The sequence below is a fragment of the Phytoactinopolyspora alkaliphila genome (assembly GCF_010550695.1).
GTDB classification, from domain to species: Bacteria; Actinomycetota; Actinomycetes; order Jiangellales; family Jiangellaceae; genus Phytoactinopolyspora; species Phytoactinopolyspora alkaliphila.
On record NZ_JAAGOB010000001.1, the window covers coordinates 260,517 to 274,871 of the forward strand.

Below are 14,355 nucleotides of genomic sequence, written 5' to 3' on the forward strand. Positions count from 1 at the left end.
CGCCGCGGTGTACCTGAGCTGGCCGTTCGAGCGTCGACTGGACGGTCACGTCTACTCCTCCGTGGTCCGGATCGACCGGCGCACGAGGGTGAAGTTCACCAGTGCGACCAGGATGATGACGAGGAACAGGATCAGCGAGATCGCGGCGCCGTAGCCGACGTTGAACGTGCCGCTGAAGGTCCGCTCGTAGATGTACATGGCGACGGTCTGGGACTCCCGGCCGGAGCCGCCCTGGATCCGTCCGTAGTTGAACACCAGGGGCTCGGTGAACAGTTGCATGCCGCCGATGGTCGACAGGATGACCGTGAACAGGATGCTGGGCTTGATCAGGGGGACCGTGATCGTCCAGAACTGCCGCCACGGCCGGGCGCCGTCGATGGCGGCGGCCTCGTACAGGGTCCGCGGAATGGCCTGCATGGCGGCGAGGTAGATCAGGGCGTTGTACCCGGTCCACCGCCAGTCCACCATGGCCGAGATGGCTGCCCAGGACGGCAGCCGTTCGTTGCGCCAGTTGAACTCGCCGACACCGATCACGTCGAGGAGGTACCGTGCCAGCCCGTAACGCTCGGCGAAGATGAACCCGAAGACGATCCCCACAGCCACGAGCGAGGTGGTGTAGGGCGCCAGGATGCCCATGCGGAACATGGTGCGGGCGCGCAGCTGCCGGTTCAGCAGGTTCGCGATGATCAGCGCGAGGACGAGCTGCGGCACGGTGGCCATGACGAAGATGCCGAACGTGTTGCGCAGCGAGTTCCAGAAGAGTGCGTCGCCAAACAGCCGGGTGTAATTGTCCAGCCCGATGAACCCCTGGTTCCCGGCGAGGAGCGTCCAGTCGAACAAGGACGCGTAGACCGTATAGCCAATGGGGAACGCACCGAAGATGCCGAACAAGATGAAGAACGGCGCGATGAAGACGTACGGTGCAGCCTTGATCTCGAATCGCCCCAAGCGGACGAGACGGGTGCGGCGAGGAAAGCGCGGCGCCGGACGGGAGGCGCCGGACGTACCGCCGGGGCGCGATGGTGTCTCTCGCTCGGGTGGAGACCCTACATGTGTGGTCAACTGCGTGAGCCCTTCTGCGACGGTGGCCGCGGGTGCGGTGCCGCTGTCAGCCGGCGCCACCGCACCCGTGTGGTCAGGAACCGCTACTGGAGCGTCTCCGCTTCGCCGACGGCCGACTGGAACGCGTCGTCGGAGGACTCGGTGCCGGCTTCTGCTCGCTGCATTGCGGGCTCGAACACGTTCTCCCAGGTCTGCTGGTGCAGTGCGCCCAGGTGAATCGGCTCGAGCTCGGTCACCGTGGCGGCCATGATCTCGCCGACCGGAGCATCCCGGAAATACGGGTTGGTGGTTTCGGTGAACCGGGGGTCGCTCAACCCTTCGAGACTGGACGGCATGCCGCCCATCGCCTCGAACGCGTGCAACTGGCCATCCGGGCTCGTCAGGAACTTGGCCAGCTCGTAGGCCTCCTGCGGGTGTTCGGTCTGTGCTGGAACGCCCAGGTAGGATCCGCCCCAGTTTCCGGCCCCGCCAGGGATGGACGCGACGTCCCAGGCGCCTGCGTGAGCGTCACCGGCACGGTCCTCGATAGCGCCGGTCATCCAGGACGGGCACGGCCGCGTGGCAAAGTCGGACGCCTGGAAGCCGGCCGTCCACTCGTCGCTCCACGTGATGAGCCCTGCGGTGAGATCCTCCTCCGCCAGGTTCAGCCCGAAGTCCCAGGCCTCGCGGAACACCGGATTGGTGTCGCCGATGAACTGGCCGTCGGTGTCGTAGAAGAACACGTCGGAGTTCTGCATCACGTACGGCTGCACGACGCCCGTGGCCGAGTCGAGCCAGGCCGCGTCGGCGCCGCTGTCCCGGAACTGGCGTCCGGCCTCGAGGTAGTCGTCCCACGTGGGCCACAGCGCGGAGACTTCCTCGCGGTCCGAAGGAAGCCCCGCCTCCTCGAACAGGTCCGCCCGATAGCACATCGCCAGGCCACCGACGTCGGTGCCGAGGCCGATCAGCCGGCCGTCCTCGGTGATGCCCCGCTCCCACTTCCAGTCGAGGTAGACGCCTTCGAGTTCCTCGGCGCCGTACTCGAACAGGTCGAGGAAGCCGTCCGGGTTCTCGATGTACTGAAGCAGGATTCCTTCTTCGAGGCCGACGACGTCGCCGGCGCCGCTGCCCGCCGCTATCCACTGGGCGAGCTGTGGCGCGAAGTCGCGCAGCTCTCCCATCCGCTGATGATCAACAGTGATATGTGGGTTGAGCTCCTCAAACTCCTCGATGGCGGCGTCGTAGCCGAAGTCGCCGAACGTCTGCAGAACCAGCGTGACGGCTTCAGCTTGCTCGTTCTCCTGAGGTGTGTCGTCGTCCTCGGCGACGGTGTCGTTCGTGCCGGGGCCGTCGCCGGTGTTCGTGTCGTCGTCGCCGCCGCAGGCTGCGACCAGCAGTGCGGCGGTGCCGAGGACGATCATGCGTGTGCGGATCGTTCCAACGCTCATCCTGACCCTCCAGGTCGTCGTGGGTGTAGACGTGCGGGAGATGTGGCTCCGTCTTCGACCGGACGTGTGCTAGGTCACTGTCGGGAGCGCTCCCACACACCGTGCTCGAGTGTTTTCAAGTAATCAAGATCGAGCGTGGGAGCGTTCCCAAATTGTTACACGGTCCCGATGCCTCCATGATCATTGGCGATCCTGTACCTGGACGGGTCTGCGGAGGCCAATGATCATGGGGACGTGGCTGTCTCGGGGCTCTCGGGACGTGTCGGTGCGACCTCATAGGGTTGTCTTGTGGCCGATCCGTCGACGTACCGTCCTTCCCCTGGCTCCATTCCCGTCGAGCCCGGGGTCTACCGGTTCAGTGACGCGTCGGGCCGGGTGGTCTACGTCGGGAAGGCGAAGAACCTGCGAACTCGCCTGTCCTCGTATTTCCAGGATCTCGCCGCGCTGCACCCGCGGACGCTGGCGATGGTCACCACGGCGGCGACGGTGGAATGGACGGTGGTCCGCACCGAGGTCGAAGCCCTTCAGCTCGAATATTCCTGGATCAAGGAGTTCGACCCGCGGTTCAATGTCCGTTATCGGGACGACAAGTCCTATCCTTACCTGGCGGTCACCCTCAACGAGGAATATCCGCGGGCGCTGGTCATGCGCGGAGCCAAGAAGCGGGGGGTGCGGTACTTCGGTCCGTACGCGCACGCATGGGCCATCCGCGAGACCCTGGACCAGCTCCTGCGTGTCTTTCCGGTGCGCAGCTGCTCCAAAGGGGTGTTCAACCGGTCCCGCCAGATCGGCCGGCCGTGCCTGCTGGGCTACATCGGCAAGTGCTCGGCGCCCTGCGTGCAGCGCGTCAGCGCCGACGAGCACCGGGACATCGTCGACGATCTCGTGGCCTTCCTCGAAGGCAAGACCACCACGTACGTCAAGCGGCTGGAGCGGGAAATGAAGGCCGCTGCCACCGAACTCGACTTCGAGCGAGCGGCCCGGCTGCGCGACGACATCGCCGCACTGGAACGTGCCATGGAAGCCAACGCGGTGGTTCTGGGTGACGGCACGGACGCGGACGTCGTGGCGCTGGCGGACGACCCGCTGGAGGTGGCCATCCAGGTCTTCTACGTCCGGGGTGGGCGAGTCCGGGGGCAGCGCGGCTGGGTGGCGGACAAGGCGGAGGATTCCACACCCGGTGAGCTCGTCGAACGCTTCCTCCTCCAGCTGTACGGGGAGTCCGGCGGAGAGTCCGTGCCGCGCGAGATCCTGGTGCCGGCCTTGCCCGAGGACCACGACGAGGCCGAGGCGCTGACCGAACTGCTGAGCGAGCTTCGCGGCGGCCGGGTCGAGCTCCGGATCCCGCAGCGGGGAGACAAGCGGTCGCTCCTGGAGACCGTGACCCGCAACGCCGCCCACACTCTGCGGCTGCACAAGTCGAAACGCGCCAGCGATCTCACCACCCGCAACCGGGCGCTTGAGGAGATTCAGGTAGCGCTCGAGCTGGACGAGTCGCCGCTGCGGATCGAGTGCTACGACATCTCCAACCTGGCCGGTACGGAAGTAGTCGGATCGATGGTGGTGTTCGAGGACGGCCTGGCCCGCAAGGGGGAGTACCGCAAGTTCGCCGTGCGCGGTTCCGAGGGCTCGGACGATGTCTCTGCCATCCGGGAGGTGCTTCGCCGGCGTTTCCGCCGTCGCGACGACGCTGAGGCACCCGCAGCAGGGACAGACCCAGGCGAGGGGCCGGACGCCGTAGACGCTCCGGATACGGGTCCGATGCCGGACGGGGCGGTCGACGACGCAGCCGGGCGGGGCCCCCGACGGGTCGACCCGGAGACCGGCCGCGTGCGCAGATTCGCCTACGCGCCGGGACTGGTCGTGGTCGACGGCGGCCAGCCGCAGGTCAACGCTGCCAGGCAGGCGATGGACGAGTCGGGAGTACCCGACATCCCGGTGGTCGGCCTCGCGAAGCGTCTTGAGGAGGTCTGGTTGCCGGACACCGACCACCCGGTGATCTTGCCTCGCACTAGCGAAGGTCTTTACCTGCTCCAACGCGTCCGAGACGAGGCGCACCGGTTCGCCATCACCTTCCACCGTAAACGCAGGTCCAAGTCGATGACCGACAGCGTGCTGGACGACGTTCCGGGCCTGGGGCCGGCGAGGCGGAAGGCGCTCCTTGCCCACTTCGGCTCGTTGAAGAAGCTGCGCGCGGCGAGCCCGGAGGAGATCGCACAGGTCAAGGGGATCGGGCCGGCATTGGCCGCCTCGGTGGCGGGTGTGCTGGCCAGCAAGCGGCCCGGCGCCGCTGTCAACACCGCAACCGGTGAGATCATGGAGTCCTGAGCCCTGGACCGCGTCGTGACACCGGGTTTCGGCCCGGCCGGTCGGTTGGCGCTTTCGGTGTGCCGAAATCCCTCGGCCAAGCTAGATTCGAGGGCTGAGGAGACGAGATGAGCTGTGTGGTCGAGTGCGCTTCGCTGATCAGGCGCCTTCCGTCGCCCGCTGCGAAGAAGCGGGTGGATCGCTGGTGATCATCGGAGACAACGGGGGAGGAAACGCGATGACTGAGGCCTCGCTGCCTGACAGCAAGGACGAACGGGCGATGCCGGAGGTTCTCCTCGTCACGGGGATGTCCGGGGCGGGAAAGACGGCCGCCGCGGCCGCCTTGGACGACCTGGGCTGGTTCGTGGTCGACAATCTTCCGCCGTCCCTGCTCATGGACCTGATCTCGACGGTCAGCAAGGACGACGCCACGCGCAGGGTCGCGGTTGTGGCCGACGTCCGCGGCGGTGTCTTCTTCGGCGAGCTGCGTGGCGCCCTGGAGGAGATGGCCACGGACGGTGTCCGGCCGATAGTGCTGTTCCTGGAGGCCAGTGACGAGGTACTGGTGCGGCGCTTCGAATCGGCGCGCCGGCCGCACCCGCTCCAGGGTCGAGGCCGGGTGGTCGAGGCCATCGACCGCGAACGCGAGGAGCTCTCTTCCCTGCGAGTTGCCGCCGACATGGTGATCGACACCTCGTTGCTCAATGTGCACGAGTTCGCGGCACGGCTGCGGACCGCCTTCGCCGGCGAGGAGATCGGTCTGCGGGCCGTCATCGTCTCGTTCGGGTTCAAGTACGGTCTCCCGGTCGACGCCGACCTGGTGGCGGACATGCGTTTCCTGCCCAACCCGCACTGGGTCGCCGAGCTGCAGCCGCAGACCGGCCAGGACACGGCGGTCAGCGAGTACGTGCTCAAGCAACCGGGCGCCGCCGACTTCCTGGACCGCTACAGCGATCTCGTCGGTGTCGTCTCGGAGGGCTACCTGCGAGAAGGCAAACGCTTCATCACCCTGGGCATCGGCTGTACCGGGGGCAAGCACCGCAGCGTGGCGATGAGCGAGGCACTGGCGGCCCGCTTGCGTGAGCAGGGCATCGAGACCCTCGTCGTCCACCGTGACCTTGGCCGCGAATGACGGTTCACCTCGCGGAGCCGGGGGTCCTGGCCGGACCGAAGGTCGTGGCGCTGGGTGGCGGGCACGGACTTGCCGCGTCCCTGTCCGCCCTGCGGCGCATGGCGGGCCGGTTGACCGCCGTGGTGACGGTCGCGGACGACGGCGGATCCAGCGGCCGGCTCCGCCGGGAGCTCGGGGTGCTTCCGCCGGGCGATCTGCGGATGGCGCTGGCCGCCCTCTGCGGCGACGACGAGTGGGGGCGGACCTGGGCGCGAGTGCTGCAACACCGGTTCGACAGCGGCGGTGAGTTGCACAACCACGCCTCGGGGAACCTGCTGATCGTAGCGCTGTGGGATCTGCTCGGCGGGCATGTGGAAGGCCTGGACTGGGTGGCGCGGCTGTTGGGCGCCCAGGGCCGGGTGCTACCGATGGCTTTGGTTCCCATGAACATCGAGGCGCTGGTCGGCAGTTCGCGTCGCTCGCCGGCAGGTGCGAGGGAGATCCGCACCGTGTCCGGTCAGCACGCCGTGGCGACGGTCGACGGTGACGTGGTGGCGGTGAGCCTGAGCCCCCCTGACCCGCCGGCATGTCCCGAGGTGATCGACGCCATCGGGGAGGCCGACTGGGTGGTCATGGGGCCGGGATCCTGGTTCAGCAGCGTGATTCCGCACTTGCTGGTCCCTCAGCTGCGCGAGGCGTTGGTCACCACGTCTGCCTTGCGTGCGGTCACCCTGAACCTGTCGCCCGAGGGCGGTGAGACGACGAACTTCACGCCGGAAATGCATTTGGAGGTGCTCGGTGCCTATGCTCCGGAGTTACGCATCGACGTGGTCATCGCAGACAGTGGATCGGTGCCCGACGAGCCGTTGCTTCGCCGGGTCGCCAATGAGATGGGCGCGGAACTCGTGGTGACCGACGTGGCCGCGCGAGACGGCTCGGCACGACATGACTCGCAACTCTTGGGTTGGGCGTTCGCCCGGACCCTCGGACGTGGAAGGATCGGCCCATGGCGATGACGGCATCGGTAAAGGACGAGCTGGCTCGCCTCGACGTGACCAAGACATGCTGCCGCAAGGCGGAGGTGTCGGCTCTGCTGCGGTTCGCCGGCGGGCTCCACCTCGTGAGCGGGAAGATCGTCATCGAGGCCGAGCTTGATACGGGAATTGCGGCGCGGCGGCTCCGGCGTGACCTGGCGGACGTGTTCGGGCACGAGAGCGAGCTCGCGACGGTGCAGGCGGGAGGCTTGCGCCGGGGCACGGGGTTCATGGTCCGCGTGTCCCACGACGGTGAGCATCTCGCCCGGCAAGCGGGCTTGATCGACGCGAGTGGACGGCCGGTGCGGGGCTTGCCGCCGCAGGTGGTCAACGGCGCGGTCTGCGACGCGGAGGCGGCGTGGCGCGGGGCGTTCCTGGCGCACGGGTCGTTGACCGAGCCGGGGCGTTCGTCGTCGCTGGAGGTGACCTGCCCAGGGCCTGAGTCCGCGCTGGCGCTCGTGGGGTCGGCCCGGCGGATCGGTATACAGGCGAAGGCCCGGGATGTGCGTGGCACCGACCGCGTCGTCGTTCGCGACGGTGAGGCCATCGGCGCGCTGCTGACCAGGATCGGCGCTCACGACAGCGTCCTGGCCTGGGAGGAGCGGCGGATGCGCCGCGAAGTGCGGGCCACGGCCAACCGGCTGGCGAACTTCGACGACGCCAACCTGCGCCGCTCGGCTCGAGCGGCGGTCGCCGCTGGAGCGCGCGTCGAGCGGGCTCTGGACATTCTCGGTGACGACGTCCCCGAGCACCTGCGCTTCGCAGGCGAGCTGAGGCTGAAGCACAAGCAGGCAAGCCTGGAGGAGCTCGGCCAGCTGGCGGAACCGGCGATGACCAAGGACGCCATCGCGGGACGGATCCGCAGGCTGCTCGCGATGGCCGATCGCAAGGCGGCGGACCTCGGGATTCCCGGCACCGACGCCAACCTCACCTCGGACATGCTTGCCCCATGAGCCGGCGGGGCGGCTGATGCGCTCGCGAGCCGCGTCGCGCCGGCGAGCGGGCTGGGTCGTCGTCGTGCTGGGTGCGCTGACCGTGGTGAGTGCCTGTACGGCCGACGAGCCGGATGCATCCACCGCCGCGAGCCGGGAGGCGGCCAGCACATCCGGGGGAACCGCCACGCAACGGCCAGGTGAGTCGGGGGAGGCGTCCGCCGGGCCGGACGCTCCTGCGTCGAGGAAGGTCCAGGCGATTCTCGACTCGGTCCGCTTCGGCGAGCACGAGATCGGCCTGGCCGTCTCGGACACCTACAAGCGGGAGTCCGGCCTCGACACGCCCACGGCGGCCTACTGCGGTGATGACGCTGACCCGGTCGACCAGTATCGAGTGGCGCGCTCCCAGCGGTGGTGGCTGAACGAGGAGTGGAGTGCGCGCGACCCCGGTGGATACACCGTCGGTGTCGAGGTGGTTCTCTACGCCCCGGGCACGGCCGCCGCAGCGATGGCTGTGTTCGAGGCGGTACCCGCGACATGTCCGGCAGCGGACTTTGCGAGCGGCTCGAGCGCGGCGTTCAGCCGCGGCGAGATTCCGCACGGTCTGCCGCCGGGCGCCTCGGCGCTACGGGACGACTGGACCTACGCGGACGGGACGCGGGCCACTGGGCGAATCATCGCGATCTCCGCGGGGGATGTCGTCGGCTACCTCTACATCCGGGGTAATGACGACGCCGTAGCTGGGCGGACGGATGAGCTCGCACGTACGCTGGCGGAAAAGATCACCGAAGCCGACGAGCTCATCCGGGCGGATCCAGAGCTTCCGTGACGCAGACTGGAACATCGCCAGGCTGAGAAAGTTCGGATCCACCCGTACCCTTCTGGACAGCCGGCGCGATTACCTCAATTGAGGTGGGTGCACCACAAGGGGAGGGCGACCACACTGTCCATTGGCGACGGATTCGAGGAGATGCTGCTCGCGGCACGCGCCGGTGCGCCGTGGGCTTTCGAGCGCCTGTACGCCGACCTCGCCCCAGCCGTCGCCGCTTATGCGCGGTTACAGGGTTCGCCGGAGCCCGAGGACCTGACCAGTGAAGTATTTCTCGGCGTCTTCGCCGGACTGGCATCGTTCGAAGGCACGGAGAGCAAGTTCCGGTCCTGGGTCTTCACCATCGCCCACCATCGGCTGGTGGACGAGCGTCGCCGATTGTCCCGCCGCTCCTTTGTGCCCACGGCCGACGCCGACGTCCTGGACCGGCCGGGAGGAAACGCCGAACAGGACGCGCTGGACAAGCTCGGCCGCCGGCGGGTCGAGGAACTGTGTGCGCAGCTGTCGGCCGACCAGCGCGCCGTGATGCTCCTTCGAATCGTCGGCGACCTCACCGTCGAGCAGGTGGCGACGGTTGTCGGGCGATCGCCCGGGGCCGTGAAGGGCCTGCAACGCCGGGCGCTCACCTCGCTGCGGAAGAAAGTCGCACCGGAAGGCGTACCCCTGTGAGGCGTTCCGGCGATGACAAGAGTGAGATGTCCACTCCGCGCAGAATCGACGATCGCACCGCTGACGCCTTGTTCCACGGCGACCCGGTGCCGGCCGACCTGCGTCCTTTGGCCGATCTGATCGACGGGATCCGCGGCAACTACGACGAGTGGCCGGTCGCACCTAGCCGTGAGCTGACCGAGCGGATGGCGACGGGTGACTTCTCCGGCGTCGCCGTGATGCCGCCGCCGACAAGACGACGTGGTCGCGGCCTGCCCTCCCTGATCTCCCGGATGAACGTGCGCGCGCGGGTCATCGCAGGCGCCGCGATCGTCCTGACCGGCTTCAGCGGTGTCGCCGCAGCCGGCGGCCTGCCCGAGGTGGTGGAGGACCGGGTCCGTGACGTCATCGAGACGATCACGCCGATCACCTTCACCGAACGGGTGGACTCCGGCGGACAAGACGGCAACGCTCCTGCGTCCGTGGTGCCCAGCCGGTCGCGTGGGGTGTTCCCGGGTACACCAGACGAGCACCCGGGCCGGGGTTCAGGCAAGCCGGACGAGCATCCGGGCAAGCCCGACGAGCACCCAGGTCAGGACTCGGGCAACCCGGACGAGCACCCAGGTCGCGGCTCGGGCAAGCCGGACGAGCACCCAGGTCGCGGCTCGGGCAAGCCGGACGAGAACCCGGGCAAGCCGGACGAGAACCCGGGCAAGCCGGACGAGAACCCGGGCAAGCCGGACGAGAACCCGGGCAAGCCCGACGAGAACCCGGGCAAGCCGGACGAGCACCCAGGTCGCGGCTCGGGCAAGCCGGACGAGAACCCGGGCAAGCCGGACGAGAACCCGGGCAAGCCCGACGAGAACCCGGGCAAGCCGGACGAGAACCCGGGCAAGCCCGACGAGAACCCGGGCAAGCCGGACGAGAACCCGGGCAAGCCCGACGAGAACCCGGGCAAGCCGGACGAGAACCCAGGTAAGCCGGAACAGAGTCCGGGTCAGGGCTCCGGCAAGCCTGAGGAGCATCCCGGTCAGGGCTCCGGCAAGCCTGAGGAGCATCCCGGTCAGGGCTCCGATAAGCCGGACGAGCATCCGGGTCAGGGCTCGGGCAAACCCGACCAGCCGCCCAGGGGCTCCGGGAAAGCCGACCGGCCCGAGGCCCAGCCGAACACCGACAAACGTCCAGACCACCCATCAGAGGCGGACAAAACCGCCCGCCCTCGCTCGAGGTAGAGCCTCGGCAGGGCGATACAGACGCCCGGCGCTTACAACCCACCCCTCAAGCGCCGGGTACAGGGAGCGGCTCCGGTTTTCCCCTTGTACCGGGGCCGCTTCCTCATCTCTTCTTCCTGTGCCTCGGCACGCGCGTGCGGATCGGAGTATGGTCGTGGGGGTTCACGTGTGAAGCTCGCCGTCCGTGCGTCCGCAGGTATCTCGAACCTCCGGAGAAACACGACGTTCACATGAGAGTCACCTGGCACAGAGGTCTCAGGTGTTGCCCAGGTCACATCGGTGTGTCGTGGGTGTGTGCCACATGGTCGTGAGAAATTGAAGCGACCCGCGATGACATGGATCAATCGGGTATGCCTTAGGGTCTGATCCGGGTCACCACGACGGGGTGGGAAGACCGCGGGTACGCAATCACCCTGAAACGTGAGAAGGAGAGTGATCCACCGTGACCGTACGTGTGGGCATCAACGGATTCGGCCGTATCGGCCGCAACCTCACCCGCGCCGTGCTCGCTCAGGGCGGCAACGACATCGAGATCGTCGGCGTCAACGACCTCGTCGATCCTGCGTCGCTGGCGCACCTGCTCAAGTACGACTCGATCCTTGGTGTGCAGGACGGTGTGTCCGTCGACGGCGACGTCATCTCGGTCGGCGGCAACACCATCAAGGTGCTCGCCGAGCGCGACCCCGCCGCGCTTCCCTGGAAGGACCTCGGTGCCGACATCGTGGTGGAGTCCACGGGCATCTTCACCGACGCGACCAAGGCCAACGCGCACATCGAGGCCGGCGCGAAGAAGGTCATCATCTCCGCCCCGGCGAAGAACGAAGACGTCACCGTGGTCATGGGTGTCAACCACACCAGTTACGACCCCGCCGCGCACCACGTCATCTCCAACGCCTCGTGCACCACCAACTGCCTCGCGCCCATGGCGAAGGCGATCAACGACGCGTTCGGCATCGAGCGTGGCCTCATGACCACCATCCACGCCTACACCGCCGACCAAAACCTGCAGGACGGCCCGCACAAGGACCTTCGCCGTGCCCGCGCCGCCGCCATCAACATGGTGCCGACCAGCACCGGCGCCGCCAAGGCGATCGGCCTCGTGCTGCCCGAGATGAAGGGCAAGCTGGACGGTTTCGCCATCCGTGTCCCCACCCCCACGGGCTCGGCCACCGACCTCACCATGACGCTGAGCCGGGAGGTTTCGGTCGAGGAGCTCAACGGCGCCGTCAAGGCCGCCGCTGACGGGCCGATGAAGGGCTACCTGCGCTACACGGAGGAGCCGATCGTCTCCTCGGACATCGTCACAGACCCGGCTTCCTGCATCTTCGACGCCGGCCTGACCCGCGTCATCGGCGACCAGGCGAAGGTGGTCGGCTGGTACGACAACGAGTGGGGTTACTCCAACCGCCTCGTCGACCTCGTCCGTTACGTCGGCTCGTCGCTCTGACACCGGGAGCCCTGTAACGATGAGAACCATCGAGAGGCTGGGGGACCTGCGCGGCAAGCGCGTCCTCGTGCGTTCGGACCTCAACGTCCCACTCGACGGCGACACCATCACCGACGACGGACGGGTGCGAGCGTCGGTGACCACCATCCGGGAGCTGGCCGAGGCCGGCGCCCGGGTGGTGGTCACCGCTCACCTCGGGCGGCCGAAGGGTTCGCCGGAGCCGAAGTACTCGTTGGCGCCGGTGGCCAAGCGGTTGTCGGAGCTTCTCGGCGCGGACGTCGCGTTCGCCACCGACACGGTCGGTGAGAGCGCTCGCAAGACTGTCGCCGCTCTGAACGACGGCGACGTCGCGCTGCTGGAGAACGTCCGCTTCGACGCCAGGGAGACAAGTAAGGACGATGGTGAGCGGGGCTCGCTCGCGGACGAACTGGCCACGCTCGCCGACTACTTCGTCTCCGACGGCTTCGGAGTCGTGCATCGCAAGCAGGCCAGCGTCTACGACATCGCGCAACGGCTGCCACGTGCGGCCGGGCGCCTCGTCGAGGCTGAGTTCGACGCGTTCCGCTCGGTGCTCGCGACGCCACGGCGCCCGTACGTCGTGGTTCTCGGCGGCTCCAAGGTCTCGGACAAGCTGGGCGTGATCGACAATCTGCTCGGCAAGGTGGACCGGCTGCTGATCGGTGGTGGCATGGCCTTCACGTTCCTCGCGGCTCGTGGGTACGAGGTGGGCGGATCGCTGCTCGAATCCGATCAGATCGGCACAGTCCGTCAGTACCTGGAGAGGGCGGCACAGCGGGGGGTGGAGCTTGTGCTCCCCATCGACGTCGTGGTGTCCGCCGACATATCCGCGGACGCCGAGACGTCGGTCGTCGACGCTTCGGCTATACCCGCGGACCAGAAGGGACTCGACATCGGGCCGGCCACGGTGGAGTTGTTCCGCGGCAAGCTGTCCGACGCGAAGACCGTCGTCTGGAACGGGCCGATGGGCGTGTTCGAGCTTGCGCCGTTCGCCGCCGGAACCACAGAGGTCGCCCGGGCGGTGTCCGACGTGGAAGGCACCAGCGTCGTCGGTGGCGGTGACTCCGCGGCCGCGGTGCGCAAGCTGGGGCTCGACGAGTCGGCGTTCACCCACATCTCGACCGGCGGCGGAGCTTCCCTCGAGTTGCTCGAGGGCAAGACCCTGCCCGGTCTCGCGGTATTGGAGGATTGAGCTAGGTGGCGACCACGACGCGCCGTCCGCTGATGGCGGGCAACTGGAAGATGAACCAGAACCATCTCGAGGCTATCGGGCTGGTGCAGAAGCTGGCGTTCTCGCTCGACCAGGATGTCTTCGAAAAGGTCGAGGTGGCCGTGTTGCCGCCGTACACCGATCTGCGCTCGGTGCAGACGCTGGTCGACGGCGACAAACTGAGCATCGCCTACGGCGGGCAGGATGTGTCCGCGCATGACTCGGGCGCGTACACCGGCGAGATCTCCGGTGCGTTCCTGCGCAAGCTCGGCTGCTCCTACGTCGCCGTCGGCCACTCCGAACGCCGCCAGTACCACGCGGAGTCGGATGAGCTGGTGAACGCGAAGGTGAAGGCCGCGTTGCGGCACGAGCTGACGCCCATCCTGTGCATCGGCGAGGGTCTGGACGTCCGGAAGGCCGGCGAACACGTCAGCCACACGCTCGCTCAGCTCGACGGCGGCCTGAAGGGCCTGAGCGCCGAGCAGGCGGCGGCAGTCGTCGTGGCCTACGAGCCGGTGTGGGCCATTGGCACCGGTGAGGTGGCCACACCCGAGGACGCCCAGGAGATGGCGTCGGCCATTCGGGCCCGGCTGGCCGAGCTGTACTCGTCCGACGTGGCCGGGACAGTGCGAGTCCTGTACGGTGGTTCGGTCAAGGCGGCCAACGTTGGTCCGATCATGGATCAGCCCGACGTCGACGGCGCACTTGTGGGAGGCGCCAGCCTTGATGCCGACGAGTTCGCCGCCATCTGCCGTTTCGACCGTTCGTCATGACCACGGTAGACTGGCTGCCTGCTCGACCATCACTCGTTTCAACAAGGTGAGGCTCACGCTGTGAAGGTCATATTCGCGATTCTGCTCGTGATCACGAGCCTGCTCATGCTCGTGTTGATCCTCATGCACAAGGGCAAGGGCGGGGGCCTCTCCGACATGTTCGGCGGCGGGGTTTCGGCCTCGGTCGGAGGCTCGTCCGTCGCTGAACGCAACCTGGACAGGCTGACCATCGCGGTCGGCCTGGTCTGGGTGTCGTGCATCGTGGCACTCGGGCTCATCGCGTGACTTCCTAAGCGGTCCCAGGCGTTGAGCTGCCGAGAACTCA

13 protein-coding genes are annotated in these 14,355 nt (G+C 67.7%); 11 read left to right on the forward strand and 2 right to left on the reverse strand.

Annotated elements, in window-relative coordinates; genetic code table 11:
* Positions 1–51: 51 nt before the first annotated feature.
* Positions 52–948, reverse strand: coding sequence for a carbohydrate ABC transporter permease (locus G1H11_RS01050; RefSeq protein WP_216843314.1), 897 nt, complete (start codon positions 946–948; stop codon positions 52–54).
* 197 nt (positions 949–1,145) lie between these two features.
* Positions 1,146–2,489: an ABC transporter substrate-binding protein gene (locus G1H11_RS01055; RefSeq protein WP_216843315.1), complete on the reverse strand. Its 1,344-nt coding sequence runs from the start codon at positions 2,487–2,489 to the stop codon at positions 1,146–1,148.
* 288 nt (positions 2,490–2,777) lie between these two features.
* On the opposite strand from G1H11_RS01055, the gene uvrC reads away from it, so the two are divergent.
* From uvrC to secG, 11 genes are all read left to right on the forward strand, one after another.
* Entirely contained in the window at positions 2,778–4,817 is a 2,040-nt protein-coding gene (gene uvrC / locus G1H11_RS01060; protein WP_163815202.1) for an excinuclease ABC subunit UvrC, read from the forward strand.
* Positions 4,818–5,034: 217 nt separating this feature from the next.
* Positions 5,035–5,928, forward strand: coding sequence for an RNase adapter RapZ (rapZ, locus tag G1H11_RS01065; protein ID WP_163815204.1), 894 nt, complete (start codon positions 5,035–5,037; stop codon positions 5,926–5,928).
* Positions 5,925–6,923: a gluconeogenesis factor YvcK family protein gene (locus tag G1H11_RS01070; RefSeq protein ID WP_163815206.1), complete on the forward strand. Its 999-nt coding sequence runs from the start codon at positions 5,925–5,927 to the stop codon at positions 6,921–6,923. The genes rapZ and G1H11_RS01070 overlap by 4 nt, the downstream gene beginning before the upstream one ends.
* A complete protein-coding gene (gene whiA / locus G1H11_RS01075) occupies positions 6,914–7,894 on the forward strand; it encodes a DNA-binding protein WhiA (protein WP_163815208.1) in 981 nt (326 codons plus the stop codon). The genes G1H11_RS01070 and whiA overlap by 10 nt, the downstream gene beginning before the upstream one ends.
* Positions 7,895–7,910: 16 nt before the next feature.
* A complete protein-coding gene (locus G1H11_RS01080; protein WP_163815209.1) occupies positions 7,911–8,702 on the forward strand; it encodes a hypothetical protein in 792 nt (263 codons plus the stop codon).
* A gap of 87 nt (positions 8,703–8,789) precedes the next feature.
* Positions 8,790–9,371 (forward strand): sigma-70 family RNA polymerase sigma factor, encoded by a 582-nt coding sequence (locus G1H11_RS01085; RefSeq protein ID WP_163815211.1) that lies wholly within the window; start codon positions 8,790–8,792, stop codon positions 9,369–9,371.
* A complete protein-coding gene (locus G1H11_RS26265; protein ID WP_163815213.1) occupies positions 9,368–10,582 on the forward strand; it encodes a hypothetical protein in 1,215 nt (404 codons plus the stop codon). The genes G1H11_RS01085 and G1H11_RS26265 overlap by 4 nt, the downstream gene beginning before the upstream one ends.
* Before the next feature lie 442 nt (positions 10,583–11,024).
* Positions 11,025–12,029 carry a type I glyceraldehyde-3-phosphate dehydrogenase gene (gene gap / locus G1H11_RS01095; protein ID WP_163815215.1) on the forward strand — a complete coding sequence of 335 codons (1,005 nt, stop codon included), beginning with the start codon at positions 11,025–11,027 and terminating at the stop codon, positions 12,027–12,029.
* A gap of 19 nt (positions 12,030–12,048) precedes the next feature.
* Positions 12,049–13,239, forward strand: a complete 1,191-nt coding sequence (locus G1H11_RS01100) for a phosphoglycerate kinase (RefSeq protein WP_163815217.1) — start codon at positions 12,049–12,051, stop codon at positions 13,237–13,239.
* A gap of 32 nt (positions 13,240–13,271) precedes the next feature.
* Positions 13,272–14,030: a triose-phosphate isomerase gene (gene tpiA, locus G1H11_RS01105; protein ID WP_163815890.1), complete on the forward strand. Its 759-nt coding sequence runs from the start codon at positions 13,272–13,274 to the stop codon at positions 14,028–14,030.
* A 60-nt stretch (positions 14,031–14,090) separates the two neighbouring features.
* Entirely contained in the window at positions 14,091–14,315 is a 225-nt protein-coding gene (gene secG, locus G1H11_RS01110; RefSeq protein WP_163815219.1) for a preprotein translocase subunit SecG, read from the forward strand.
* Positions 14,316–14,355: the final 40 nt, after the last annotated feature.